Source organism: Arthrobacter sp. Soil761, from assembly GCF_001428325.1.
Classification (GTDB): Bacteria; Actinomycetota; Actinomycetes; order Actinomycetales; family Micrococcaceae; genus Arthrobacter.
Genome location: NZ_LMSF01000009.1, coordinates 25,294 through 51,815, shown reverse-complemented (window position 1 = coordinate 51,815; position 26,522 = coordinate 25,294). Strand labels below are relative to the sequence as shown.

At 66.6% G+C, this 26,522-nt stretch carries 22 protein-coding genes, 1 tRNA gene and 1 pseudogene; 9 read left to right on the top strand and 15 right to left on the bottom strand.

Annotated elements, in window-relative coordinates:
* Nucleotides 1–48 precede the first annotated feature (48 nt).
* Complete coding sequence (gene pknB / locus ASG79_RS07250; protein WP_056389735.1) at nucleotides 49–2,142, top strand: Stk1 family PASTA domain-containing Ser/Thr kinase; 2,094 nt, start codon at nucleotides 49–51, stop codon at nucleotides 2,140–2,142.
* Between the two features lie 65 nt (nucleotides 2,143–2,207).
* Here the strand turns inward: pknB and ASG79_RS07245 are convergent, their stop codons facing one another.
* A complete protein-coding gene (locus ASG79_RS07245) occupies nucleotides 2,208–3,599 on the bottom strand; it encodes a class II 3-deoxy-7-phosphoheptulonate synthase (protein ID WP_056389733.1) in 1,392 nt (463 codons plus the stop codon).
* Between the two features lie 98 nt (nucleotides 3,600–3,697).
* Nucleotides 3,698–4,534: a lysophospholipid acyltransferase family protein gene (locus tag ASG79_RS07240; RefSeq protein WP_026266106.1), complete on the bottom strand. Its 837-nt coding sequence runs from the start codon at nucleotides 4,532–4,534 to the stop codon at nucleotides 3,698–3,700.
* Nucleotides 4,535–4,645: 111 nt separating this feature from the next.
* On the opposite strand from ASG79_RS07240, the gene ASG79_RS07235 reads away from it, so the two are divergent.
* The 3 genes from ASG79_RS07235 to ASG79_RS07225 are packed head-to-tail and all read left to right on the top strand — an operon-like array spanning nucleotide 4,646 to nucleotide 6,820.
* Entirely contained in the window at nucleotides 4,646–5,434 is a 789-nt protein-coding gene (locus tag ASG79_RS07235; RefSeq protein WP_018771502.1) for an alpha/beta hydrolase, read from the top strand.
* Nucleotides 5,431–6,237, top strand: a complete 807-nt coding sequence (locus ASG79_RS07230) for an alpha/beta hydrolase (protein ID WP_018771501.1) — start codon at nucleotides 5,431–5,433, stop codon at nucleotides 6,235–6,237. Before ASG79_RS07235 ends, ASG79_RS07230 begins: the two co-directional genes overlap by 4 nt.
* Nucleotides 6,224–6,820: a hypothetical protein gene (locus ASG79_RS07225; RefSeq protein ID WP_018771500.1), complete on the top strand. Its 597-nt coding sequence runs from the start codon at nucleotides 6,224–6,226 to the stop codon at nucleotides 6,818–6,820. Before ASG79_RS07230 ends, ASG79_RS07225 begins: the two co-directional genes overlap by 14 nt.
* 40 nt (nucleotides 6,821–6,860) lie before the next feature.
* Here the strand turns inward: ASG79_RS07225 and ASG79_RS07220 are convergent, their stop codons facing one another.
* Nucleotides 6,861–7,949: an ROK family glucokinase gene (locus ASG79_RS07220; protein ID WP_026266105.1), complete on the bottom strand. Its 1,089-nt coding sequence runs from the start codon at nucleotides 7,947–7,949 to the stop codon at nucleotides 6,861–6,863.
* 171 nt (nucleotides 7,950–8,120) lie between these two features.
* Here ASG79_RS07220 and ASG79_RS07215 point away from each other — a divergent pair, with 171 nt between their 5' ends.
* Nucleotides 8,121–9,929 (top strand): AMP-dependent synthetase/ligase, encoded by a 1,809-nt coding sequence (locus ASG79_RS07215; RefSeq protein WP_056389730.1) that lies wholly within the window; start codon nucleotides 8,121–8,123, stop codon nucleotides 9,927–9,929.
* A gap of 66 nt (nucleotides 9,930–9,995) precedes the next feature.
* Here ASG79_RS07215 and ASG79_RS07210 read toward each other — a convergent pair whose 3' ends face one another.
* A complete protein-coding gene (locus ASG79_RS07210; protein WP_018771497.1) occupies nucleotides 9,996–13,394 on the bottom strand; it encodes a pyruvate carboxylase in 3,399 nt (1,132 codons plus the stop codon).
* 302 nt (nucleotides 13,395–13,696) lie between these two features.
* Here ASG79_RS07210 and ASG79_RS07205 point away from each other — a divergent pair, with 302 nt between their 5' ends.
* Complete coding sequence (locus ASG79_RS07205; RefSeq protein ID WP_056389727.1) at nucleotides 13,697–14,515, top strand: ParA family protein; 819 nt, start codon at nucleotides 13,697–13,699, stop codon at nucleotides 14,513–14,515.
* Nucleotides 14,516–14,589: 74 nt separating this feature from the next.
* Here ASG79_RS07205 and ASG79_RS07200 read toward each other — a convergent pair whose 3' ends face one another.
* The 5 genes from ASG79_RS07200 to gcvH form a co-directional block, all read right to left on the bottom strand.
* The gene (locus ASG79_RS07200; protein ID WP_018763528.1) at nucleotides 14,590–15,183 is read right to left on the bottom strand and encodes a MerR family transcriptional regulator; all 594 of its coding nucleotides are present in this window, start codon (nucleotides 15,181–15,183) and stop codon (nucleotides 14,590–14,592) included.
* Nucleotides 15,184–15,417: 234 nt separating this feature from the next.
* Nucleotides 15,418–15,921 (bottom strand): bifunctional nuclease family protein, encoded by a 504-nt coding sequence (locus ASG79_RS07195; RefSeq protein WP_018771495.1) that lies wholly within the window; start codon nucleotides 15,919–15,921, stop codon nucleotides 15,418–15,420.
* On the bottom strand, nucleotides 15,921–16,637 hold the full coding sequence (locus ASG79_RS07190; protein WP_018763526.1) for a MerR family transcriptional regulator: 717 nt from the start codon (nucleotides 16,635–16,637) through the stop codon (nucleotides 15,921–15,923). Before ASG79_RS07190 ends, ASG79_RS07195 begins: the two co-directional genes overlap by 1 nt.
* A gap of 23 nt (nucleotides 16,638–16,660) precedes the next feature.
* A complete protein-coding gene (locus tag ASG79_RS07185; RefSeq protein WP_018771493.1) occupies nucleotides 16,661–17,137 on the bottom strand; it encodes an FHA domain-containing protein in 477 nt (158 codons plus the stop codon).
* A 155-nt stretch (nucleotides 17,138–17,292) separates the two neighbouring features.
* Complete coding sequence (gene gcvH / locus ASG79_RS07180; protein ID WP_018763524.1) at nucleotides 17,293–17,679, bottom strand: glycine cleavage system protein GcvH; 387 nt, start codon at nucleotides 17,677–17,679, stop codon at nucleotides 17,293–17,295.
* A 167-nt stretch (nucleotides 17,680–17,846) separates the two neighbouring features.
* Between gcvH and ASG79_RS07175 the strand changes: the two genes are divergently transcribed.
* From ASG79_RS07175 to ASG79_RS23825, 3 genes are all read left to right on the top strand, one after another.
* Entirely contained in the window at nucleotides 17,847–18,716 is an 870-nt protein-coding gene (locus tag ASG79_RS07175; protein WP_056389725.1) for an Fpg/Nei family DNA glycosylase, read from the top strand.
* A gap of 152 nt (nucleotides 18,717–18,868) precedes the next feature.
* A complete protein-coding gene (locus ASG79_RS07170) occupies nucleotides 18,869–19,705 on the top strand; it encodes an LGFP repeat-containing protein (RefSeq protein WP_056389721.1) in 837 nt (278 codons plus the stop codon).
* Between the two features lie 9 nt (nucleotides 19,706–19,714).
* Nucleotides 19,715–20,866 (top strand): polysaccharide deacetylase family protein (locus tag ASG79_RS23825; RefSeq protein ID WP_235509758.1); only part of this gene is annotated, 1,152 nt, incomplete at its 5' end.
* Nucleotides 20,867–20,940: 74 nt separating this feature from the next.
* On the opposite strand, the gene ASG79_RS07160 is transcribed toward ASG79_RS23825, so the two are convergent.
* The 6 genes and pseudogenes from ASG79_RS07160 to ASG79_RS07135 all read right to left on the bottom strand — a co-directional run bounded on the left by ASG79_RS07160 (nucleotide 20,941) and on the right by ASG79_RS07135 (nucleotide 26,455).
* A tRNA-Pro gene (locus ASG79_RS07160) sits at nucleotides 20,941–21,017 on the bottom strand.
* Nucleotides 21,018–21,152: 135 nt separating this feature from the next.
* Entirely contained in the window at nucleotides 21,153–22,700 is a 1,548-nt protein-coding gene (gene der / locus ASG79_RS07155) for a ribosome biogenesis GTPase Der (protein WP_018772027.1), read from the bottom strand.
* A gap of 10 nt (nucleotides 22,701–22,710) precedes the next feature.
* Nucleotides 22,711–23,389, bottom strand: a pseudogene (locus tag ASG79_RS07150) (lysophospholipid acyltransferase family protein).
* A gap of 31 nt (nucleotides 23,390–23,420) precedes the next feature.
* The gene (gene cmk, locus ASG79_RS07145) at nucleotides 23,421–24,134 is read right to left on the bottom strand and encodes a (d)CMP kinase (RefSeq protein WP_018772025.1); all 714 of its coding nucleotides are present in this window, start codon (nucleotides 24,132–24,134) and stop codon (nucleotides 23,421–23,423) included.
* Nucleotides 24,134–25,243, bottom strand: coding sequence for a prephenate dehydrogenase (locus ASG79_RS07140; RefSeq protein ID WP_056389716.1), 1,110 nt, complete (start codon nucleotides 25,241–25,243; stop codon nucleotides 24,134–24,136). The genes cmk and ASG79_RS07140 overlap by 1 nt, the downstream gene beginning before the upstream one ends.
* 3 nt (nucleotides 25,244–25,246) lie before the next feature.
* Nucleotides 25,247–26,455: a pseudouridine synthase gene (locus tag ASG79_RS07135; RefSeq protein WP_018772023.1), complete on the bottom strand. Its 1,209-nt coding sequence runs from the start codon at nucleotides 26,453–26,455 to the stop codon at nucleotides 25,247–25,249.
* Nucleotides 26,456–26,522 lie beyond the last annotated feature (67 nt).

The following is a 26,522-nucleotide window of genomic DNA, read 5'->3' as shown; positions in this document are numbered from 1 at the left end:
CGGACCCGTTTTCGTGTCGGACGCGTTTTGCTGCGGGATTAGGATCGTATGGTGCAGGAACACGTGTCAGACCCAGTTGCAGGGACCCTGGTGGACAACCGTTATGCAGTCACCTCCAGGCTTGCCCGTGGCGGAATGTCCACCGTCTACCTGGCCATAGACCAAAGGCTGGACCGTGAGGTGGCGCTGAAGGTGCTGCACCCCCACCTCGCTGCTGATGGGAACTTCCTGGACCGGCTGGGCCGGGAGGCAAAGGCGGCCGCCCGGCTGTCGCATCCGCACGTGGTGGGTGTCCTTGACCAGGGCAATGACGGCAACACGGCCTACCTCGTAATGGAGTACATCAAGGGCCACACGCTGAGGGACGTTCTCAGGGAAAGGGGTGCCCTGCCTCCCCGGCTGGCGCTGGCACTGATCGATCCGGTGGTGGGGGGCCTGGGCGCGGCACACGCTGCCGGCTTTATCCACCGTGACGTCAAGCCCGAGAACGTCCTGATCGCCGATGACGGCAGGATCAAAATAGGCGACTTTGGACTTGCCCGTGCCGTTACCAGTTCAACCAGCACCGGGGCCCTGCTCGGAACGGTGGCCTATATCTCCCCGGAACTGGTCCTGGGCAAGCCGGCAGACGCCCGCAGCGACGTCTACTCCGTGGGCATCATGCTGTATGAGATGTTGACCGGCAGGCAGCCGTTCGAGGGCGAAGTCCCCATCCAGGTGGCCTACCAGCACGTCAACGGAACCGTGGGCCCGCCATCGGACCTGGTGCCGGGGCTGGCCGGGGAAGTGGACGAACTGGTGCAGTGGTGTACTGCCAATGATCCGGAAAACCGGCCGGTGGACGGCAATGCCCTGCTGCAGGAACTGCGCCACATCCGGACCAACCTCACTGATGCCGAACTGGACCTGCTGCCTCCTGCAGCCGCTGCCGCCGCGTCCCAGCACCAGACCGAGGTCCTGGCACGGCGCAGCAACCCCACAACGCTGATGCCTCCCGCCCGGCCCGCCGCCCCTGCCTACCCGCCCGGCCGGCAGGAGGCACCGGCCCCGTCGGCATCGGCGGGCCCTGCCGCCCAGGTGCCATATCACCAACGGCCCGGATTAGCATTGCCCGACGACGACGATGCGGACAGCGGATGGTCTCCCCCGCCGCCGCGGCTGGGCAAGCGGGCCCAGCGCCGGGCGGACAAGGAAAGCGGGAAACTCCGCGCCCTTGCCGCTGCCACGCCGGTGCGCACGCTTCGGGAGGGAAATCCCCGCCGCCGCGGCATCCTTTGGGTCCTGGTCCTCATCATCGCCGCACTCCTGGCGACGGGCGCCGGCTGGTTTTTCGGAATGGGTCCGGGCGCCGCGGCCGCCGTACCGGCGGTCGCCAACAAGACTGTGGCGCAAGCCCAGCAGTTGCTGGGCGGAGTGGGCTTCCGCTCCACTACGAGCGATGTCTTCGACGACGAGGTGCCCACCGGGCTGGTAGTGGGCACGGACCCCGCCGCGGGGACGGAGATCCGGAAGTTCCAGCCGGTTTCCCTGCTGGTTTCAAAAGGTCCCCAGCTTTTTCCCTTGCCGAAACTCACGGGCGGAACCTTGTCTGAGGCGAAGACCTCCCTCAACTCCGATGGCATGGCCCTGGGCACTGTCACTGAACAGTTCGATGAACAGGCGGCTGCTGGAACCGTCATGTCGCAGGACCCTGCCGCGGGCACGCCTGCCCGCCACGGCACCCCCGTTGCGATCGTGGTTTCCAAGGGCCCGCAGCCCATCGCCGTCCCTTCGGTGGTCGGGAAATCCGGGGACGACGCCGTGGCGGCACTGAAGGCAGCAGGCCTCACTGCCAAAGTAGCCCCGGAGGCGGTGTTTGACCGGAACATCCCGGAGGGCGCCGTCGTCAGCCAGTCCCCCGCCAACGGGACACTGACCCGGGGTGGCACTGTTACCCTGACCATTTCCAAGGGCCCCAGGATGGTGGCGGTGCCGAGCTACATCGGCAAGCAGGCAACTGAAGCGCGCAAGGCGCTGGAAGCACTCGGCTTCCAGGTCCGGGTGAACAACATTTTGGGCGGCTTCTTCGGCACGGTGAGGGACCAGTCGCCGGTGAACCGGGAAGTTCCGGAGGGCTCAGTCATCACCATCACCGTGGTGTAGCCCCCTGTCTTTCAATGAAAAAGGGTGGGCCGGCAGTGCCGGCCCACCCTTTTACTGCCCTGGTCCTAGTGCTTGGCGAGGGCGCCGGCCACCAGGAACGCCATCTCAAGGGACTGCATGTGGTTCAGGCGGGGATCGCAGACGGACTCGTAGCGGTCCAGGAAGGCCTCCTGGTCGATCGGGTCCGCGCCACCCAGGCACTCCGCGACGTCATCGCCGGTCATCTCGACGTGCAGGCCGCCCGGTACCGTCCCCAGCCCGTGGTGCACCTCGAAGAAACCGCGCACCTCGTCAATGACGTCGTCGAAATTGCGCGTCTTGTAACCGTTGGGCGACGTGACGGTGTTGCCATGCATGGGGTCCGTCACCCACAGGACCTGCGCGCCGGAGGCGGTGACCTTTTCGACGACGGCCGGCAGTTTTTCGCGAATGTTGCCGGCGCCCATACGGGTAATGAAGGTGAGCCGGCCGGGTTCGCGGTCCGGATCCAGCTTGTCGATCAGGCGGAGGGCGTCATCACCGGTAGTGGACGGCCCGAGCTTGACGCCGATCGGGTTGCGCACCCGTGAAAGGAAGTCGACGTGGGCGTGGTCCAGCTCGCGGGTGCGCTCCCCGATCCAGAGGAAGTGGGCCGAAGTGTCGTACGGGAAGCCGGTGCGGGAGTCGATGCGGGTGAGGGCGCGTTCGTAGTCGAGCAGCAGGGCCTCGTGGCTTGCGAAGAACTCAACCCGCTTAAGTGCTTCGAAATCGGCGCCGCAGGACGCCATGAACTTGATGGCCCGGTCGATGTCGCGGGCCAGCGACTCATAGCGGGCGTGGGCCGGGTTCTCGGTGAAGCCCTTGTTCCACTGGTGCACGGAGCGCAGGTCCGCGAAGCCGCCCTGGGTGAAGGCCCGGATGAGGTTCAGCGTGGATGCGGAAGTGTGGTAGGCACGCAGCATCCTCGACGCATCGTGGCCGCGTGACTCGGGGGTGAAGTCATAGCCGTTGACGATGTCGCCGCGGTAGGCGGGCAGGGTCACTCCGTTACGGGTTTCGTCATTGGAGGAGCGGGGCTTGGCGAACTGGCCGGCCATCCGGCCCATCTTGATAACCGGCATTGCTGCGCCGTAGGTAAGCACCACGGCCATCTGGAGGATGGTTTTGACCCGGGCGCTGATCTTGTCAGCCGTGGCGGCCTCGAATGTTTCGGCGCAATCACCGCCCTGCAGCAGGAACGCCTTGCCTTGGGCGGCAGCAGCCAGGCGCTCGCGCAGCACGTCCACTTCGCCGGCGAACACCAGCGGCGGCAGGACGGAGAGTTCCTTCACCGAAGCCTCAAATACATCCCGGTCCTGCCAACTGGGCTGCTGGGAAATGGGAAGGTCCCGCCAGTGGTCCAGTCCGGGATAGTTTGCCGCTCCGCTCTGGGCGGTGCTGGACAGCGAAAAGACGGGTTTTGCAGATAGCTCAGTCACCCTCTAAGACTAACGGCAGGGCGGCACCACCGGGCACCTGGCCGTCACGCTGACCGCCGCCGCCGTCACAACTGCGGCGCGCCCCGTGGAAGGTCCGGCTACCCCGTCGCCGATGTTCCGGCGTCGTCCCCGGCGTCGTCGCGGGCACCGGGCTGCGGTACGGACGGTCCTCCGGCGCCTGGCTCCGGGACAAAACCATTGTCGGCGGCCACCGGAGCGGCAAGCGGTTCGGCTGCAGCCACGGGTTCTCCGGGCTTGCCGGCGAGCCGAAGCTTCACCACGGCGGCGTACTCGTCCACGTACTCCTGCCCGGAAAGCCTCATCAGCTGGGACATGATCTCATCCGTGACCTTGCGCTGGACCGTCCTGTCCTCTGCCTGCTCACGGTACTGGCTGAAGTCCAGCGGTTCGCCGAAGATCATCCCGATCCGGCGGATGTTGGGCAGCCGTTTGCCGATGGGCTGGACCTTGTCAGTGCCGATCATGGCAACCGGAATCACTGGGACGCCGGCCTGCAGGGCCAGCCTGGCCACGCCCACCTTGCCGCGGTACAACCGCCCGTCGGGGCTGCGCGTGCCCTCGGGGTAAATGCCCAGCAGGCCGCCTGCGTTAAGTACTTCCATCCCGGCATTCAGGGATGCGGCAGAGGCAGCGCCTCCGGACCGGTCCATGGGCAACTGGTTGGTGAGGCGGAAGAACGCGGCAGTCAGCCTGCCCTTGATTCCGGTGCCCGTGAAGTACTCGGACTTGGCCAGGAAGACCACGGGCCGCCGCACCATGAGTGGCATGAAGATGGAATCGGAGAATGAAAGGTGGTTGGAGGCGATGATGGCGGCCCCCTGCGCGGGAATATTGTCCAGGCCCTTGACCCAAGGCCGGAACAGCAGCTTGATCACCGGACCGAGGAAGATCCTTTTCATAACCCAATAGAACACGTGGTGAACCTCTCCGGAAGGCAGCCCCCGGGCCCTGCGTCGGGCCTGGCCAGCGAGTCAATGCAACCCTACTCTAGTGAGATTTGGCGGGAACAGTGACACGATGGAGTCATGACTGAAAGCAGCATCCCGACCCGGCCGGCCGCTTTCAGTTATCCAGGCCACGGGGCCAATGCCCGCATCGGGGTAGCCATATGCCACGGCTTCACGGGCAGTCCGCTGAGCATCATGCCGTGGGCGCAGCACCTGGCGGAGCTGGGGTACGCCGTATCCGTCCCCCTGCTGCCGGGGCACGGCACGGACTGGCGCCAGCTTGCGCGGACAAGCTGGAAAGACTGGTACCGCAGCTACGAAACGGCCCTCCTGGATCTCTCGGGGCGCACCGATGCCTGCTTCGCCGCGGGTCTGTCCATGGGCGGTGCCATTGCACTGCTTGCGGCGTCCCGCCACCACGTGGCCGGTGTCAGTGTGGTCAACCCCGGGCTGAGCTTCTACGACCGGCGGGTGCGGATCATAGGACTCCTCAAATACTTCCAGCGGACCACGGTTCCCATTCAGGAGGACCAACCCACGGCACCCGCGACGGACGACGGCGACTATTCGCTGACTCCGCTGGCTGCCGTGCATGAGCTGAAGAAACTGTTCGGGGCGGCAGTGCGCGGCCTGCCCCGGGTGGACGCCCCGGTCCAGGTCTTCAAGTCGCGCACTGACGCCGTTGTTCCGCCAACATCGCTGGCGCTGCTGCGCAAAGGGCTGGCCGGACACCTCGCGGAAGTGACGGACCTTGCCAGCAGCGGACATGTGGCTACTCTTGACGTTGACGCGCCCGTAATTTTCGCCCGGTCGGCAGAATTCGTCGCCGCCCACGCCCGCCGCACCAGCACCTTGGAGACGACATGACGTCCGGTCCGGACCACAGCCCCTTCAGCAGTGCCTTCAGCGGCGAAGGGCCCCGCACGGGAGTCGTCCTGTCCCACGGCTTCACGGGGAGCCCCCATGGCCTGCGCGCCTGGGCCATGGCCTTCGCCGCGGCCGGTTTCGCCGTCCGGATGCCGCTGCTGCCGGGCCACGGGACCAGTTGGCAGGACCTTGCCCGAACCCGCTGGCAGCAATGGCACGGCGCCCTGGATGACGCCTTCCTGGAACTGGACGCCGAGTGTGACCAGGTCTTCGCGGCGGGCCTTAGCATGGGCGGGGCCCTGGCCCTGCGCATCGCGGCCACCCGGCCGGTCGCCGGAGTCCTCCTGGTGAACCCCGGCCTGGTGATTGACGATCCCCGGGCGTCGCTGGCCGGGCTCCTCAAACTGGTGCTGAAAAGCACCCCGTCCATCGGCAATGACATCCTCAAGGCAGGTGTGGACGAGGGCGCGTATGCCCGCACCCCTGTGGCCGCGGCCCATGAGCTCAACAAAATGTTCAAGGACACTGTCCGGCTCCTCCCACGGGTCACGGCACCTGTCCAGGTGTACCGTTCCGCTGTGGACCACGTGGTGTCCGATGCCAGCATGGATGTCCTCCGGCGGGGCCTGGCACACGCGCCCCTGGAAGTGGTCCGGCTGGAGAACAGCTACCACGTCGCCACGCTGGACAACGACGCCGACCGCATCTTCGAGGGGTCGGTGGACTTTATCCGCCGGGTGCTGGCATCCGGGCCCGCCAGCCCGGCCGGACCGGGACAGGAGGTCCGCAGTGAACAGGCCTGATTCGGAGCAGCCGGACCAGGGTGCCAACCAGGACGACGCCGTATGGCTTGACTTGGTGGCGCGGCTCGAATCGGACACCGTGGCCATTCGGCCCGACACTCCTGTATCCGGGGAGCAACCGCCCACCGGGATTGTGCCCAATGAAACTGCGCCCACCGGAAGTGGACCTACCGCGCCCGAAACGCCTGGCCCGTCCTCCTTCCGCGACTTCGATCCCTTGGGCCTGGCCGGGAGGCCGCCGGCCGAACCGTCTGCGGCGCAGCGCCAGGCGTCAGGTGGGCCGGACGGTCCTACGGCAAGCGGGTCCCCGGAGGGACCGCGGGACTATGAGGTGGACGACGACGGCGAGGAGTTCGTGCCGGAGGAACCGCCCAGCCTGGCCGGCACCGATCCCCTGACCATGCTGGCCTGGCTCGGCGCCGTAGGTGGACCGGTGGCGCTGCTGCTGTCGGCAATGTTCTGGCGCACGGCGCCCCTGCTGGCCATCGTCGGCATTGTTGCCGTGTTCGTGCTGGGGACGGTGTACCTGATCATGAAGCTGCCCGAAGAAAAGAACGGCGACGACGACGGCGCGAGGGTCTAGCGCAGCTCCTCCTGGGCCACCGCCGGACCAGCCGCCGTCGTCAATTGCGGACGCGGCTGCTGACGCGCGAAAGGTCGGCCGCGCCGATGAGGCCCGCGTTGGGGCCCAGGGCCGCCAACTCGATCCCTGCGGCCGGGCGGAATCCGCGGCCCGTCAGGTTCCGCGCGAACGCTTTGCGGGCCGGCTCCACCAGCAGGTCGCCCGCCGAGCAGAGCCCGCCGCCGATAACGAAGAGGCCCGGGTCCAGCGCCGCCGCCAGGTTGGCCAGCCCCAGGCCGAGCCATTCGCCAACTTCCTCGATCAGCTCCCGTGAGGCGGGATCGCCGGCCAGGGCCAGTTCGGTCACGATGGCTCCGGTGATGGCCTCGGGATGTCCGCCCACGGCTGCCAGCAGGTCGTGGGCCACCGGCGAGTTCGACCGGGCCAGGAGCCTGGCTTCGCGGCCCAGGGCGTTGCCGGAGGCGTATTGTTCCCAGCATCCGCGGTTGCCGCATTCGCAGCGGTGGCCTCCGGGCATGATGATCTGGTGGCCGAACTCCCCTGCCACGCCGAACCGGCCACGTTCCACCCTGCCGTCCATCACCATGGCGCCCCCGATGCCGGTGCCCAGCGTGATGCAGACCAGCCGGTCCTCTCCCTGCCCGGCGCCAAAGCGCCATTCGGCCCAGGCCGCGGCGTCGGCGTCGTTGGTCAGCAACACCGGACGGCGGAGGAGCCGCTGGAGGTTCTCACGCAGCGGTTCGTTGCGCCAGGCCAGGTGCGGGCTGAAGAGCACGGTTCCACCGGCCAGGTCCATCCACCCCGCAGCACCGATGCCCACGGACCAGATGCGGTGCCCCCGGCCGAGTTCCTCCACCAGTTCCACGATGACCTGCTCCACTGCCCGTGGGTCGGTGCCCGGGGTGGACCGGCGGGCTTCACTGAGGATCCTGCCTTCCGCGTCCACCACCCCGGCGGCCACCTTGGTCCCCCCGATGTCTATGCCGATGGCCAGCCCCTTGCGGCCAAGGCGAAGGTGCCCGCCCACACTTCCGTGCAACTGTCCGGCGCGGTACGTGGCGGGACGGCGGCGCCAGGGCGCTGGTCTTTTGAGGGGGCCGGCCTGATCGCCGGACGACGGTCCGTACATAGTGCACCATTCTAGGCGGGCGGAAGGATTGTCTTGACATACAGTCCCCCATGCAGCGCCCATTGACGGCTAAGTTACTCGCCAGTAGGTTTGTGTACTGCACAGTTCCGGCAGGGGTACTAGTCTTTAGGCAAACCCCTGCGCGGGACTTCAGATATCAAAGGAGCTATAGTGCGCGAATTCAGTGTTCCGCCCCTGGTTGTTGTCCCTCCGGAAACCAACATCACCGACCTGGTGCTGCGGCAGGCAGCCAAGCCCAGCAACCCGGCACTGTTTTCCCGCCTGGACTCCGCAGGCTCGTGGCGCGACGTGTCCGCCACCGAGTTCCTCGCCGACGTGAAGGCGCTGGCCAAGGGGCTCATCGCCAGTGGGGTGGGGGCGGGCGACCGCGTTGGCATCATGTCCCGCACCCGTTACGAGTGGGCACTCGTGGACTTCTCCATCTGGTTCGCCGGGGCTGTGTCGGTGCCCATCTATGAAACCTCGTCCCCTTCCCAGGTTGCCTGGAACCTGGGCGATTCCGGCGCTGTGGCGGCATTCGGCGAGTCCGCCCATCACGAAAACGTCATCCGGCAGGCCGTCACCGCCGAAGGACTCACGGCAGTGCAGCATGTGTGGCAACTCGAGGGCCAAGGCCTCGACAGCCTTCGCGAGGCAGGCCGCGACGTCAGCGATGAAGAGCTGGAGTCACGACGCAGTGCAGCCGGCCTCCACGACATTGCCACGATCATTTACACGTCGGGCACCACAGGGCGTCCCAAAGGCTGCGAACTCACGCACGGCAACTTTGTGGAGCTGTCCGACAACGCACTGGCCATCATCGGTGAAATCGTCCACGAGAACGCCAAGACCATCATGTTCCTCCCGCTGGCCCACGTGTTTGCCCGCTTCATTTCGGTGCTGGCCATGGCGGCCGGTACCACCGTGGCCCACACTCCGGACATCAAGAACCTCCTGGCCGACCTGCAAAGCTACGAGCCGACATTCATCCTTGCGGTGCCCAGGGTCTTTGAAAAGGTCTACAACTCCGCGCTGACCAAGGCGGAGGACGGCGGCAAGGGCGCCATCTTCCACCGCGCCGCCGAAACTGCCATTGCGTTTTCCAAAGCCCGCCAGAACGGACACGTGGGACTGGGCCTGAAGCTGCGGCACGCACTGTTCGACAAACTGGTGTACGGCAAGCTGCGGGCGGCGATGGGCGGACACGTTGCCCACGCGGTGTCCGGCGGCGGCCCGCTTGGCGAGCGGCTGGGACACTTCTTCCAGGGCATCGGGATGCAGGTGCTGGAGGGCTATGGCCTCACCGAGACCACCGCCCCCATCACGGTCAACACCCCGTCCCGGATCAAGATCGGTTCGGTGGGCAAGCCCCTCCCGGGAAACGCCGTGAAGATTGCCGACGACGGCGAGATCCTGGCCAAGGGGGTCTGCGTGATGCGGGGCTACTACCGGCGGGACGACCTCACAGCAGAGGCGTTCACCGATGGCTGGTTCCACACCGGTGACATCGGCCGGCTGGACGATGAAGGCTTCGTCTGGATCACCGGCCGCAAGAAGGAGATCATCGTCACCGCGGGCGGCAAGAACGTAATCCCCGCGTTGCTCGAAGACCAGATCCGTGCCGACGCCCTGGTGTCGCAGGTCCTGGTGGTGGGTGACAACAGGCCGTTCATCGGGGCCCTGGTGACCCTCGACCAGGAAGCGCTGCCAGGGTGGCTCCAGCGCCACGGCCTTCCGGCGGACACCACCCTTGAGCAGGCGGCGGGCAACCCGGTAGTGAAGGCAGCAGTGCAGGACCTGATTACCGCGGCAAACACCTCGGTTTCCCAGGCCGAGGCCATCAAGTCCTTCCGCATCGTCCCGGCAGACTTCACCGAAGCCTCAGGGCACCTGACCCCCTCCATGAAGGTGAAGCGGGCGCAGGTGATGAAGGACTTCGAAACCGTCATCGAGGAGATGTACTCCGCGCCGCGTTCCTGACGTCCCACAACAAAGGAAGGGTCCTTCACCTTGTGAAGGACCCTTCCTTTGTTGTGCAGCCTTACCCTACTCTTCGATGACCAGCAGCAGGTCCCCGCCCTGGACCTGCTCCACCGCTGAGATGGCCAGGCGGGAAACCTTGCCGCCCACCGGCGTCGTGATGGACGCCTCCATCTTCATGGCCTCGATGGTTGCCACCGTGTCACCCGCGTTGACGGAATCGCCGGGCTTGACCGTGACGGTAACGGCACCTGCGAACGGTGCGGCCACCTGCCCGGGCTGGGCGGGATCGGCCTTCTCGGCGGCCTTGACGTTGCTGACCACCGACCGGTCGCGCACCATGACCGGGCGGGACTGGCCGTTGAGGGTGCACATGACGGTGCGCATGCCCTTCTCGTCCGGCTCCGAGACCGCCTCCAGGGAAGCAATCAGCCGGACACCGCGCTCCAGCTGGATCTCGTGCTCGGTGCCGCGCTGCAGCCCGTAAAGGTAGTCGCGGGTATCCAGCACGGAGATGTTGCCGTAGGTCTCCACGCTCTTCAGGTAATCCTTGGTGGGACCGTCGAAGAGCAGCCGGTTCAGCGTGCGCTGGCGGGTCTTGGAATCAGACTTCAGTGCGGCGCTGTCCTCGGCGCTGAGTTCCACGTCGCGGACTTTCACGCTGCGGCCTTGGAGGGCCTTGGTGCGGAAGGGCTCCGGCCAGCCTCCGGGAGGATCACCGAGCTCGCCGGACAGGAAGCCGATCACGGAGTCCGGAATGTCGTAATTCTGCGGATTCGCCTCAAAATCAGCGGGATCGGCGTTCAGGCCCACCAGGTGCAGGGCAAGGTCGCCCACTACCTTAGACGACGGCGTCACCTTGACCAGATGCCCCAGGATGCGGTCCGCGGCGGTGTACATGTCCTCGATGGCTTCGAACCGCTCCCCCAGCCCCAGCGCCATGGCCTGCTGGCGCAGGTTGGACAGCTGGCCGCCCGGGATCTCGTGCTTGTACACGCGGCCGGTGGGGCCGGGCAGGCCCGACTCGAACGGTGCGTACACGCGGCGGACGGCCTCCCAGTACGGCTCGAGCGAGCTGACGGCGTCCAGGCTGATGCCGGTGTCCCGTGGAGTGTGGGCAAGGGCGGCGACAAGGGCCGACGCCGAGGGCTGGCTCGTGGTGCCGGCCAGGGATGCGGAAGCAACGTCCACGGCATCCACACCCGCGTCGACGGCGGCCAGCAGCGTGGCCAGCTGGCCACCGGCGGTGTCGTGCGTGTGCAGGTGGACCGGCAGGTCGAACCGTTCGCGGAGGGCAGCCACGAGCCTGGCGGCAGCTGCGGGACGGAGCAGGCCGGCCATATCCTTGATCGCCAGGATGTGGGCTCCGGCGTCGACGATCTTCTGTGCCAGCTGGAGGTAGTAGTCCAGCGTGTAGAGCTTCTCCTCCGGGTCCAGCATGTCGCCCGTGTAGCAGAGGGCCACCTCGGCGACGGCGGTGCCGGTGGCGCGCACGGCACGGATGGCCGGTGCCATCTGGCTGACGTCGTTCAGGGCGTCGAAAATGCGGAAAATGTCGATGCCGGTGGCGGCCGCCTCGTTGACGAACGCCTCGGTGACCTCCTCCGGGTACGGTGTGTAGCCAACGGTGTTCCGGCCGCGCAGCAGCATTTGGATGCAGACGTTCGGCATGGCGGCGCGCAGGGCAGCGAGCCGGTCCCAGGGGTCCTCCCCCAGGAAGCGCAGCGCGACGTCATAGGTTGCTCCACCCCAGGCTTCCACGGACAGCAGCTGTGGAAGGAGCGCCGTGACGGCCGGACCGGCGGCAACGAGGTCCCGGGTGCGGACGCGGGTGGCCAGCAGGGACTGGTGCGCATCGCGGAAGGTGGTGTCCGTGACGGCCACGGCGTTCTGCTCCCGCAGCGCCTTCGCGAAGCCTTCCGGCCCCAGCTCGAGGAGTTTCTGGCGCGAACCCGGTGCTGCCGTTATGCCTTTTACGTCAGGCAGCTTCCGGGCGGGATTGGAGTGCACGGTCAATTCACCGTTGGGCTTGTTGACGGTGACGTCGGCCAGCCAGGTGAGGAGCTTCGTGCCGCGGTCTGCCGAAACGCGGGCCTTGAGCAATTCCGGGCGCTGGTCAATGAAGTTCGTGGCCACATCCCCGGCGATGAAGTCGGGATCGTCCAGCACTGCCTGGAGGAAGGGGATGTTCGTGGAGACACCGCGGATGCGGAATTCGGCCAGGGCACGGCGGGCCCGGGCCACTGCTGCCGGGTAGTCCCGGCCGCGGCAGGTGAGCTTGACCAGCATGGAATCAAAGTGGGGGCTGATTTCGGCGCCGGAGTAGACCGTACCGCCGTCCAGCCGCACGCCGGCACCGCCGGCCGAACGGTAACCGGTGATCTTTCCAACGTCGGGCCGGAAACCGTTTGCGGGATCTTCCGTGGTGATGCGGCTCTGCAGTGCTGCGCCGCGCAGCTTGACGGAGTCCTGTGACAGGCCAAGGTCGGCGAGGGTCTCGCCGGAGGCGATCCGCATCTGGGCCTGGACCAGGTCCACGTCCGTGACTTCCTCGGTGACCGTGTGCTCCACCTGGATGCGCGGGTTCATTTCGATGAAGACGTGCTGGCCTGCCCGCTCGCCCTCGGTGTCCACCAGGAACTCGACGGTACCGGCGTTGACGTAGTTCAAGGCCTTGGCGAACTTCACCGCATCGCGGTAGAGGGCCTGGCGGATGCCTTCATCCAGGTTGGGGGCCGGAGCGATCTCGATGACCTTCTGGTGCCGCCGCTGGATGGAACAGTCGCGCTCGAAAAGGTGCATGACGTTGCCTTCGGCGTCCGCGAGGATCTGCACCTCGATGTGCCGCGGGCGCAGGACAGCCTGCTCCAGGAACATGGTGGGGTCACCGAACGCCGCGTCCGCTTCGCGCATGGCCGATTTCAATGCCTCGGGCAGGGCCTCGCGGGTATCCACGCGGCGCATGCCGCGGCCGCCGCCGCCTGCCACAGCCTTGGCGAAGATGGGGAATCCGATCTCATCGGCCGCGGCCAGGAGCTCGTCCAGGTCCTTGGACGGCTCGCTGGACTTCAGGACCGGCACACCCGCCTCGCGGGCCGCCTTCAGTGCGGCAACCTTGTTGCCCGCAAGCTCCAGCACCTCGGCGGGCGGACCCACGAAGGTGATGCCGGCTTCCTTGGCCGCACGCGCCAGGTCCGGGTTTTCCGACAGGAAGCCGTAGCCCGGGTAGATGGCGTCCGCGCCGGACTCCTTGGCCACCCGTACCACTTCTGCGACGTCGAGGTATGCCCGGACGGGGTGGCCTTCCTCGCCAATCAGGTACGCCTCGTCCGCTTTCTGGCGGTGGATCGAGTTTCGGTCCTCTTGGGGAAAAACGGCAACGGTCTTGGCGCCCAGCTCGTAGCCGGCGCGGAAGGCCCTGATCGCGATTTCACCGCGGTTGGCCACCAGAATTTTGGAAAACATGCTTCTCCTGCATCATTGCGGGGTGGATCGATGAGTGGTCACAGTGTCTAGGACCTACAAGGACAAACACAAATCTTTGTGGCAACAGTCACAGATTTTCCCGTCATGTCCCGATCGCTTTCAGCCTGGCTGGCGGAAACCGCCCCGGCAGCACAGTCGGTGCCATGCCGACGCCCGGTAAAGCAGGATTCGCCGACGCATCAACATATGATGAGTAGGGCGGCAGGACCGTCCGGCTTCGGCTCTGCCGAGGCAAACATTACCCCCAACACGGCATCCGGCGTTAGGTTTTGGTCTCTCAAGTGCAAGTAGTCAGCATCAGCAGCCTCAAGGGTGGAGTCGGCAAGACTTCCGTCACCACAGGATTGGCGTCTGCGGCGCTTGCCGCCGGAGTCCGCACGCTGGTGGTGGACCTGGATCCGCACGCCGACGCCACCACGGCCCTCGGCGTACAGCCGGGCGACCAGTTGGATATCGGCCGGATGCTGAAGAGCCCACGAAGGGCGAAACTGGCCGGGAACGTGGTGCGCAGCAGCTGGGCTGACCGCACCCCCTCCAACGGCGCCGGGCCCGCTGTCCTGGATGTCGCCGTCGGCTCTGCCTACACCGGAATCTACGACCGGCCGGACCTTGGCCGCCGGGACCTCCGCAGGCTTTCCGCCGTGCTCGCCGGCACGGAAGAGTACCAGCTTGTCCTCATCGATTGCCCGCCGTCACTCAACGGCCTGACGCGCATGGCGTGGGCCGCCAGCGACAAGGTCGCCCTGGTTGCCGAACCTGGCCTGTTCTCGGTTGCCGGCACGGAACGCACCATGCGGGCCATCCAGCTGTTCAAGCAGGAGTTTGCGCCCAATCTGTCACCGGCGGGCATCGTGGCCAACCGCGTCCGCAGCGGCTCTTCCGAGCACACCTACCGCCTGGCGGAGATGGAGTCCATGTTCGGCGAACTCCTCCTGAGCCCGCGGATTCCCGAACAGGCCAACTGGCAGCAGATCCAGGGCGCGGCGCACCCCGTCCACCACTGGCCCGGGGATTCAGCCAAGTCCGCGGCCGGGTTGTTCGACGAACTGCTGTCCACCCTGATGGCGTCCGGCAAGGGCCTGCGCAGCCGCGCCCGCTAGGACCTCACGTCTTAAACAATCAGGGCGGCCCTCCAACTGGAGGGCCGCCCTGATTGTTTACGTGTAAGAACCGGTCAGCTGATCTTCCGGGCAGCGCGCCGTTTGCTCAGTTCATCGTCCGGAAAGGACTGCTCGGCGGCATGCTCGCTGGGCAGGGACGCGAGGCTGCCTTCCACCTCGCGCCAGACGCGTCCCACGGCAATGCCGAAAACGCCTTGGCCGCCCTGCACCAAATCAATGACTTCGTCCGCGGACGTGCACTCGTAGACACTGGCGCCGTCGCTCATGAGCGTGATCTGGGCCAGGTCCTCGACGCCGCGTTCCCGGAGGTGTTCAACGGCGGTGCGGATCTGCTGAAGGGAAACGCCGGTGTCGAGGAGCCGCTTGACCACCTTGAGCACCAGGATGTCCCTGAATCCGTACAACCGCTGGGAGCCGGATCCTGCCGCGCCGCGGACGGCCGGCTCAACCAGGCCCGTCCGGGCCCAGTAATCGAGCTGGCGGTAAGTAATGCCTGCTGCCTTGCAGGCCGTAGGACCGCGGTAGCCGGCGTCCTCGTCCAGTACGGGAAGGTCCTCGGTGAACAGGAGGCCCTGGGCACCGCTCACGGGCACAGCAACACCAGCCGTGGGCTGTTTCAGCCCGCCTGCTTCGCCTTTGGGACTCACCTGGATCCTCCTTGTCGTACGCTCCCGGGAACTTGTAACGGCAAGCCTTGGCATGAAGACCATGCGTGTAATTATTCCGCGGGGCGCACTTTCCAGTGTGACTTGCGCGGCTGCCGTAAGCAAGGGAACTTGATACTTCGACGTTAGGCCCGGCAGGTCCCCAGGTCAAAGACCTTCGGGGGTTGGAAGAGGCGTGTCGAAACTTTCAGGCTTAACTTTAACCTTAACGTGACCTTAGCCGTCGAAATCCTCAGGTTCCACATCGTCAAGGAACTCACGGAAGCGGCGCAGTTCGCGCTCCTCATCCACGGTGGGGCCGGGCTCTGTATCCTCGCCTTCGTCGTGCTCAGTGATGCGGACGCCGGCCTCATCCATCACGGAGTCGGCGCACCAGATCCGGCACTTGGCGCGGAGCGCCACCGCAAGGGCATCAGACGCCCGCGAGCTCACCGTGGTCCCATTTTCGAACTGCAGCTGCCCGTAGAAGATGTTGTCCTCCACCGCGACGATGTTGACACTGACCACTGAGTGGCCCAGGGACTCCACGACGTCCACCAGGAGATCATGGGTCATGGGCCGGGGCGGGACCACACCCTGCTGGGCAAGGGCGATGGCGCTGGCTTCCGGGGTGCCGATCCAAATGGGGACGTGGCGTTCGCCGTGCATCTCCTTGAGCAGGACCAGCGGCTGGTTTGAAGGCAGTTCGATGCGAACGCCTACAATCTCGACTTCAATCATCAGATGTCCATGCGTGAGATGTGGTCCTGCACCAGGGCCCGGTGCAGGGTGAGGCAAAGATCGCTGATCTCGCGGGCCGCCTCTGCCGCGCGCGCCTGTGATGCAGAGTCCTTGCGCGAGGCAAGCGGCGCCACAGCGCGTTCCACCAGGCCGAATTCCCGTTCGGCCGCGGCCTGGAAAGGCCGCAGGTGCCTTGGTTCCAGCCCGTGGCTTTCCAGCTGGACGCACGCGCGGGCCACCTGGAGGGCATGTTCGTCGAACTGGCCGTTGCTGTGGCTGATGAGGCCGAAGCTCAGGAGCGACTGCAGCAGGGGCACGCTGGCGCCGGATTCGGTGCGGAGCTGTTCCTCGCTCAGTTTCCGGCCGCGGTTCTGAAGTTCGGCGGCCAGCTCGTCGGAGACTATGCGCGGGGAAACCACGACGCCGGGAGGCAGGTTCTCCGGCCGTTCCCCCCTGTCAATGGCGTCAAGGTAGTCCTTGATGACTTTCAGGGGCAGGTACTGGTCCCGCTGCAGGGCCAGTACGAAGCGCAGCCGCTCCACGTCACCGTCGGAATACTGGCGGTAGCCGGCAGGGGTGCGGCGTGGGTTGATCAGTCCCTTTTCCTCAAGGAACCGGATCTTCGACGCGGTCATGCCAGGGAAGTCGGCGCTCAGCTGGGCGAGAACTTCGCCAATGTTCAGGACCTGGGGGCCCCGGCGTTCCGGTTGTGCCATTGCCACAGGCAGCGGTCCCCGGGTCAGCTGCGGCCTGCAGCCGTGGCAGGGCTCAGGTAGAAGGTGAGGCGGAATTTGCCGATCTGGACTTCGCTGCCGGACCTCAGCTCAACGCGGTCCACGCGGTCGTGGTTGACGTAGGTGCCGTTGAGGCTGTTCATGTCCACGACTTCGAAGCTGCGTGCCGTGCGCCGGAATTCGACATGGCGGCGCGAAACCGTGACATCGTCCAGGAAGATGTCCGCGTCCGGGTGGCGCCCCGCGGTGGTCACGTCCGAATCCAGCAGGAACCGGGCGCCGGCATTCGGCCCGCTGTGGGCCACGAGGAGCGCGGAACCGGCGGGCAGGGCTTCCACCGAGTTGCGCTCTTCCGAGGACAGCCTGGGCGCGATGGTGGGTTCATCGGTGATGGGGGTGAGATGGATCGAGGTGGTCTCCGACGCCTTAGCCGCACCCGTGCCGTAATCCCCATCGGCAGGGTTGTGTCTGTGGCCAGCCATGGATTCCTCCTCTGTGACGCTGCAGGCGCAAACCTGCAGCCAACGTTTGCTCTCCGGCCCTGCCAGCAGGTCCGGCGCCGGCTCCCGATCCGGGGGCTGACGTGCGAAGACGCTTTGCCTGCGGCGCGGGGCCGGACCGGAATTACCGGTTAGCTTTAGCCTACCTGTTGTTCGTACTCGGATGCACTGAGCAGGGACTCAACTGCATCCGGTTCGGCGAGTTTGACCTCGATGAGCCAGCCGTCACCGTAGGGATCGGTGTTGATGAGGGCCGAATCGCTGTCCAGGGAGTCGTTCCGGGCCACCACTTCGCCGGAAACGGGTGCGTAGATGTCGCTCACGCTCTTGGTGGACTCGACCTCGCCCACCACTTCGTTCGCCGTAATCTTCGTGCCGACTTCGGGCATCTGGGCGTAGACGACATCTCCAAGGGCGTCCTGGGCAAAGTCGGTGATTCCCACGCGGACCACGCCGTCGGCATTCGGGGCCGTGACCCACTCGTGTTCGGCGGTGTAGGACAGGTCTTCGGGAATGTTGCTCATGGGTGGCCTTTCATCGGGGTACGCGCCAATGTCAAAAGGGGCCCGTAAAACGGGCCGCCGCTGAAAGTATAGGCATAACTGCCGGGGCCGGCGCGGGCGTTTCTGACAAGATGGGACCCATGAGTGCAAGCACCGGTTCAGCATGCCGGGGACAGGAAAGGTAGGCCATGCCGGAACTGCCTGAAGTCGCCGGTCTGGCCGCGTTCCTTGATGAACAGCTGCGGGGCTGCGTTGTAGCGAAACTGCAGATTGTCTCGTTTGCCGTGCTCAAGACGGCCGATCCGCCGTTCAACGCCATCGAGGGCCGCACCGTGTCCGGCGTCCGCCGGTTCGGAAAGTTCATCAGCATTGACACGGACGGCATTTCCCTGGTGTTCCATTTGGCGCGCGCGGGCTGGGTGCGCTTCACGGACTCCCCCGCCGACAGCCAGCTCCGGATGGGCAAGGGCCTCATCGCAGTGCGGGCTGCTTTCTCCGGTCCCGACGGGCCGCGCGGGCTGGACCTGACGGAAGCGGGCACCAAGAAAAGCCTGGCCGTCTACGTCGTGCGGGATCCGCGGGACGTGCCGGGCATCGCCACGTTGGGCCCGGATCCGTTTACCGAGGCGTTCGACGCCGACATGCTGGCTGCGATCCTGGCCGGCAGTTCGCAGCAGGTCAAGGGACTGCTGCGCAGCCAAAGCGTGATCGCCGGCATCGGCAACGCTTACAGCGACGAGATCCTCCATGCCGCCCGGGTCTCTCCGTTCGCCATCGCCAAATCCCTGGACCGGGAGACGGTGCAGGTGCTGTACGACGCCATCCACAGCGTGCTGGGCGAGGCACTGGCCGAAGCAGCCGGCAAGCCGCCCAAGGACCTCAAGGACGTCAAACGCAGCCACATGCGGGTTCACGCCCGGACCGGACAGCCCTGCCCCGTCTGCGGCGACACGGTACGGGAAGTCTCATTCGCGGACACTGCCCTTCAGTACTGCCCCACCTGCCAGACCAAAGGCAAAATCCTGGCCGACCGCAGGACTTCGAAGTTCCTGAAGTAGGAAGATCCGGCATCCAAGGCATCCCGCGGCTGCGGACGGTGTCGCGGGTGACCGGATTGCGGTTCGGGACCTCTGGCCCTGCCCCGGCACACCCCTGGGGCGTAGCGTCTTGACCAAGGCTCGCATGTCTCGGTCACCACGAAGGGGTCACAATGCGCAGGTCCCGCCCCACAGTCATCGGAATGGCCTTGGCCCTCGCCCTCGGCGGTGGTCTCGGGGGCACGGCCCTGGTGCCCGCCGCGGCCGCCGTACCAGCGGTGGCGGTGCAGCGGAGCGGTCCGGCGTCGATGGCGGTGCAGCAGGCCGGTGACGACGCGATTGTCCAGCATTACGAGCAGCTCGGCGGCAGCGCATCGTTCCTCGGCACGCCAGTCGGGAGCGCGTACGACATCGCTGGGGGCCGCGCCCAGGATTACACGGCCGGCACCATCTACTGGAGCCCCGGCACCGGAGCACGCGAGGTCCATGGGGCAATCCGCGGACGCTATCTCGCCTTCGGCGGACCCGCAGGCCTCCTGGGCTTCCCACTCACCGACGAGACCGCCACCCCGGGCGCCGCCGGCCGATACAACGACTTCGCCGCAGGATCCATCTACTGGAGCCCCGCCACCGGAGCACACGAGGTGCACGGGGCAATCCGCGGACGCTATCTCGCCTTCGGCGGACCCGCAGGCCTCCTGGGCTTCCCACTCACCGACGAGACCGCCGCCCCGGGCGCCGCCGGCCGATACAACGACTTCGCCGCAGGATCCATCTACTGGAGCCCCGCCACCGGAGCACACGAGGTGCACGGGGCAATCCGCGGACGCTATCTCGCCTTCGGCGGACCCGCAGGCCTCCTGGGCTTCCCACTCACTGACGAGACCGCCGCCCCGGGCGCCGCCGGCCGATACAACGACTTCGCCGCAGGATCCATCTACTGGAGCCCCGCCACCGGAGCACACGAGGTGCACGGGGCAATACCCTCCCGGGGCAACGAAGCCTCCTAGAGGAAGCGNGAGGTGCACGGGGCAATCCGCGGACGCTATCTCGCCTTCGGCGGACCCGCAGGCCTCCTGGGCTTCCCACTCACTGACGAGACCGCCGCCCCGGGCGCCCCCGGCCGATACAACGACTTCGCCGCAGGATCCATCTACTGGAGCCCCGCCACCGGAGCGCACGAGGTGCATGGGGCAATCCGCGGACGCTATCTGGAGCTCGGCGGCCCGGCAGGCGTGCTCGGATTCCCGCTGACGGACGAGACAGGCACCCCCGACGGGGTCGGCCGGTACAACCACTTCAGCGGCTCGAATGCCGGCTCGTCGATCTACTGGTCGCCCGCCACCGGAGCCCACGAGGTGTACGGCGCAATCCGGGCCCAGTGGGCGGCCCTCGGCTGGGAGCGCAGCCGGCTCGGCTACCCAACCAGCGGCGAGTACGGCATCACGGGCGGCCGCCGCAATGACTTCCAGCACGGTTCGATCCTGTGGCACTCGGCCAGCGGCAGGATCGAGGTCATCTATACCAGCATCCCGCCGGCGCTCCTGGGCGTGGATCTTGAGCGCATTCCGACTGCGCAGAAGGTTGTCGCGCTCACGTTCGACGCCGGCGCCAACGACGCCGGCCTCCGATCGATCCTCGCCACCCTCGCAGCCAACGGCGTCCCGGGCACGTTTTTCCTCACCGGAGACTGGGTCAACCAGTTCCCCTCCGACCCGGCGCTGATCTACAACGCGGGGCATCGGATCGGCAATCACTCCATGACCCACCCGGACTTTACCGCCCTGACGGACGCCCAGATCACGGCTGAGATCAGCAGCGCGCAGAGGACCATCGAGGCCGCTGGAGGCGACCCGCTCCCGTTCTTCCGCTTCCCGTTCGGCGCCCGCGATTCCCGCACGATTGCAGACGCCAACGCCGCCGGGTACGCGGCGATCCGGTGGACCGTCGACACCTTGGGTTGGCAAGGCACCATGAACGGAACGCGCGGCCCGGGCTTTGTCGTCCAGCGCATCATGGCTTCCGCACAGCCCGGGGAGATTGTCCTGATGCACCTCGGCTCGAACCCCGACGACGGTTCAACGCTCGACGCCGCGGCCCTCCCGCAGGTGATCTCCCAGCTCCGGGCGGCAGGCTACGGCTTCGTCACCCTCGACGCCGCCCTCGGCTAGCTGGGCCAACGACGGACTGGTCCATATCCCACCAACGCAAAAGCCGCGGAAACCCTAAGGTTTCCGCGGCTTTCTGGTCGGGCTGACAGGATTTGAACCTGCGACCCCTTGACCCCCAGTCAAGTGCGCTACCAAGCTGCGCTACAGCCCGCTGGTTCCGCCGTTCTCCGCTGAACTCAACCCGAGGGTTTTCATCAGCAGTCCGGCCGAACCACCTAGAAGAGCTTACACGATCCGGAGGGGTGCCTGTGACACTTTCCGGTGATCAGCCCAAGGTGTGTCGCAATTAACGCTTCCGGCCACGCTTCTCGCGCACGCGCATGCTGACCTCAATCGGAGTTCCCTCGAATCCGAAGGTCTCCCGCAGGCGGCGCGTGATGAAACGGCGGTACCCGGGGTCCAGGAATCCCGTGGTGAACAGCACGAATTTGGGCGGGCGGCTGGAGGCCTGGGTGCCAAAGAGGATGCGGGGCTGCTTGCCGCCGCGGACCGGGTGGGGGTGGGCGGCCACGAGCTCACCCAGGAAGGCGTTGAGGCGCCCGGTGGCGATCCGCTTGTCCCAGTTCTCCAGGGCAAGGTCCAGGGCCGGGACCAGGCGGTCCTTGTGCCAGCCGGTCTTTGCCGAAATGTTGACCCGCGGCGCCCATTCCACATGGGCCAGGTCCTGCTCGATCTCGCGCTCCAGGTAACGGCGGCGTTCATCGTCGAGCAGGTCCCACTTGTTGAATGCCAGGACCAGCGCGCGGCCGGACTCGATGGCCAGCTGCAGGATGCGCACGTCCTGTTCGCTGAGGACCTCGTCCACGGCGAGGAGCACGACGGCGACCTCCGCCTTCTCGAGCGCGGCCTGCGTCCGAAGTGAGGCGTAGTAGTCAGCGCCCTGCGCCATGTGCTGGCGGCGGCGGATGCCGGCGGTGTCCACAAAGCGCCAGGTGCGGCCGCCGAGTTCAATGAATTCGTCAACGGGGTCACGCGTGGTTCCTGCGGTGTTGTCCACCACTACGCGCTCGGATCCTGCAAGCTTGTTCAGCAGCGAGGACTTGCCCACGTTGGGGCGGCCGATCAGGGCGATACGGCGCGGGCCGCCTGAGCGGTCCGTTCCCTCGATCGTTGAGTATTCAGGGAGCACGTCCATGACGTGGTCCAGGAGGTCCGCGACACCTCGGCCGTGAAGGGCAGAGACCGGGTAGGGCTCGCCGAAACCGAGGCCCCACAATGCGGCGCTGTCCGCTTCCTGGGCGAAGTCGTCCACCTTGTTGGCCACCATGATGACCGGCTTCTTGCTGCGGCGCAGCATCTTCATGACGCCTTCGTCCGTGGCGGTGGCGCCCACTGCGGAGTCCACCACGAAAAGCACGGCGTCGGCGAGTTCCACGGCCATCTCGGCCTGCTCGGCGACGCGGGCGTGGATGCCGCGGGCGTCGTGCTCCCAGCCGCCGGTGTCCACCAGCGTGAAGTTGCGGCCGTTCCAGTTCGCGGAGTACATGACCCGGTCACGGGTGACGCCCGGGGTGTCCTCCACCACTGCTTCGCGGCGGCCCAGGATGCGGTTCACCAGCGTGGACTTCCCCACGTTTGGCCGGCCGATGATTGCCAGGACGGGATCCAGCTTGACGGGACCGTCAAAGTCCTCGTCGCCGTACTCCCCGCTCAGCAGGGCGGCATCGTCCTCGTCAAGCTCGTAATCCTCCAGGCCGGCCCGGAGGGAGGCGGCACGCAGCTCCGCTTCGTCGTCGCCAATCGCTGCCAGCCGTTCGGCAACCTGGTCGGTGCCGGTGGGAGTGTATTCGTCGTCGGTGCCGGAAGGCCCGGAAGTCTGGGTGGTGTCGCTCATTGCACTGTCCTTAGTGGTCATCTGCCGGCGTCCCCGGCTACTGCTGTCAAGTCGTTGTGGTCAGCGGAAGGCAAAGGCTGCCCGCTGAGTTGGATAGCGTCCTGGACGTGCCCGGCCAGCGCTGCACGGATGTCCTGCGCCGCCCTGTCCATTGAAGCACGCCCGCTTTCACCAGCCCGGCGGGCCAGGGTAAGGGCTGATCCGAAGCTGACGTGGAATCGCCGCCCCGGCCGCGGGACGAAGTCCAGGTGCTCGTCGCCCTGCCGGGTGCCCAGGATGGCCACCGGAACAACCGGTGCCCCGGAGTTCAGCGCCAGCCAGGCCACGCCCCCGTTGATGTCCGCGGCTGCCCCGCTCCCCCGCGTCCCTTCCGGAAGAATCCCAACGCAGCGTCCGGCGTCGAGCACGTCCTTGCAGCGCTGCAGCGCCGCCCGGTCACCCTGCCGGTCCACCGGAAGCTGCCCGGAGGCGGTGAGTACCCGGCCCAGGAAGCCCTGGAACATCTCCTGTTTTACCAGGATGTGCATGGGCCGCGGCGCCGCGCCGAACATGACCGGCCCGTCGAGGAAGCTGATGTGGTTGGCTGCGAAGATCACAGGACCGCCGGTGGGGACGTTGCTCCTGCCCGTCACCGTGGTCCGGTAGACCACGTGGTCCAGGATCCATCCCACCGGCCTGCTCCACGCCATGGTCAGTCGGGTTGGCACACCCGCCCGGGCCTCAGTCACGGTTGAGGACCTTTGTAACTATCACGAGGGCGGCATTGACGGTCTGCTCGAAGTCCAGGTCCGAGGAGTCCAGCGTGACCACGCCGTCTGCCGCCTGGGTGAAGTTCACCACGGTTGAGTCCCTGGCATCCCGGTGGGTCACCTGGGCTGCCAGCTGTTCGGCGTTCTGGGTACCGCCCAGCTGGATGCCGCGCCGGCGGAGGCGGGCTTCCTCGCTTGCGGTGAGGAGCATGCGCACCTCGGCTCCGGGCGCGACGACGGTGGTGATGTCCCGGCCTTCCACCACCATTCGGCGGTGGTGCTTTTCAATCAGGTCCCGCTGCCTGCGGATCAGTTCGGTCCGGGCACCAAGCGTGGTGGCCACGGAGCTGACCGCGGCGGAAATTGCCGGTTCGCGGATGGCATCGGTGACGTCCACGCCGCCTACCCGCACGTATTCCTCCTGGGGGCTGGTGCTCAGTTCCAGCGCAAAGTCCCGGGAGGCCTGTTCCACGGCCGGCGTGTCATCAAGGTCAATCCCCTGGTTTACGCAGTACCAGGTCAGTGCGCGGTACATCGCTCCGGTGTCCAGGTAGGCCAGCCGCAGCCTGCGGGCAACCTCCTTGCTCACGCTGGATTTACCGGAGCCGGACGGTCCGTCGATGGCAACCACCAGCGGCCGGCCGATGCGCAGGGCCCGCATGGTCTCGAGGAGTTCCTGTGTCATTACTGAAGTACCCGCCATCCGCGGTCGTTGAGAGCTTCGATCAGGTGGTCGTGCTTGTTCGGCAACACAGACAATTCCACCATGCCAACGTTCTGTCCGGAGGAATGGTCCAGCCGAAGATCCTCGACGTTCACACCGATTTCACCGATCTCGGTGAGCAGCTGCGCGATCTGGCCGGGCTTGTCATCCACCAGGACGGTGAGCCAGGAGTATGCCTGCGGCGGGCCTCCGTGCTTGCCGGGAATCCGGGCCTGGCCGGCGTTGCCCTCACTGATCAGCTGTGCCAGGTCCAGCCGGGCTCCCGGTGCCGTGGGCTGTTCCAGGGTTCCGATGAGGCGGTTCAGGTCCTCGCGGACGCCGTAGAGGATCTCCACGACCTTGGCTGCATTCCCGCCGAGGATCTGCACCCAGAGGGTGGGATCGCTCGCGGCAATCCTGGTGACGTCGCGGAGGCCGTTGCCGGCCAGCGACAGGGCGTGCAGTGGCGTTCCCTGGAGGCGGCTGGCCAGCAGGGATGACATGACCTGGGGCAGGTGCGACACCAGGGCCACTGCTTCATCATGTTCGTCCGCCGTGAACTGCGAGACAACCGCTCCAAGATCCGAGGCAAGCGACCGTGCCACTTGCAGGGCAGCGCCGGAGGTCTCCCCGGAGGGGCACAGCACCCAAGGCATGGAGGTGAACAGCTCGCCGCGGGCGGCCACCGGTCCCGATTTTTCCCGCCCGGCCATGGGGTGGGTGCCCACGTACCGGGTGAGGTCGGCACCGAGGCTGCGCAGACGGGCCAGGATGTCAGCCTTGACGCTGGCTATGTCCACCACGACGGCGTCGGGGTAGTCAGCCAGCGCCTGGCACACGACGCCGGCCGTCACGTCCGGCGGGGCGGCAACCACAACCAGTTGCGCTTTGCGGCTGCCCAGCTCGGACAGGGGACGCCCGGCACCGATGTCCACCGCAACCGCCTGGTTGGTGGGTGACGGGTCAGAAAGGAACACAGGTACGCCACGCCCCCGCAGGCCCAGCCCAATGCTGGCGCCCAGCAGTCCGGTACCAATCACCACCACCGGGCCATCCAGGTGGCCGCGGCCCTGGCTTTTGAACGCGGACATGCGTCAGAGTCCTACGGATGCCAGCAGGTGGCCGACTTCCTGCTTGCCCAGGTTGCGGATGCTGCCCTGGCGCTGGTCCCCGAGTCCGATGGGGCCCACCTTGACGCGGACCAGCCGCTGGACCGGGAAGCCGACAGCATCAAAGAGGCGGCGGACAATCCGGTTCTTACCCGAGTGGAGCACAACCTCGATCAGCACGTGGCCCGGGGTGGAGTCCACCAGGCGGAAGGAGTCAACGGACGCGAACCCGTCCTCCAGTTCCACGCCGGCTTTCAGCTGGGCGCCTACGCCCTGCGGGAACGGCCCGCGCACCTGCACCAGGTAGGTCTTGGGAACCTCGTAGGACGGGTGGGTCAGCCTGTTGGCGAGTTCGCCGTCGTTGGTCAGCAGCAGCAGGCCTTCGGTGGCGACGTCGAGCCTTCCCACATGGAAGAGGCGTTCGCCGGTGTTCTTGTTGCTCTTCAGGAAGTCGCTGATGCACGGCCGGCCCTCGGGATCCTCCATGGTGGACACCACGCCCTTGGGCTTGTTGAACACCATGTAGACCAGGTTCTCGTCCAACTGGATCCGCAAGCCGTCAACATGAATGACGGCGGTCTTGGGATCGACGCGCATGCCGAGTTCCGTAACCACCTGGCCGTCCACCTCAACGCGGCCCTCGGCGATCATTTCTTCGCAGACGCGCCGGGATGCGACTCCGGCGGACGCCATTACTTTCTGGAGGCGCACGCCGTCTGCATCATGGAGTTCGGACTGCGGAACGTTACCGCGGGGGCCCTTCTTCCGGCCGGGCTTGCGGACCGGACCCAGGTTCTGGCCGAAGCGTTCGCTGCCGAATGCACGGGAAGCGGCTGTCCCGGGTGCACCGGTACGCGGCTTGGGCTTGAGGGCACCGGGAGTTCCGGGAGCTTTCTTGGCGCCGGGCTTGCGTGCCGCGGGCTTGCGCGACGACGGCTTGGCGCCACGGGCGCCCTCCGATGCCCGTGCCTGCTGGTCCCCCGCCAGATCGGGGTCGATGAAGCGTTCCTCGCGCGGCTTGGGGGCGCGGTGGGGCCGGTCCCCGCCGAATCCTGCTGCCCGCTTGGCTGTTCCGCCGCGGGAACCGCCGCTGAAGCCGCCGCCCTGTGCGCTGCGCTGCTGGGAGTTGTTGCGCTCGTTGCCGCCGCGTCCCGAACTGTTACGTGGTGAACCCTGGCGTCCCGCCTGTGTCATGACCCGTCCTTCAATGTGTTTTGGCCGGCAGAGATGTCCAAGGACAACCCTAGCCAGCCGCGCAGAC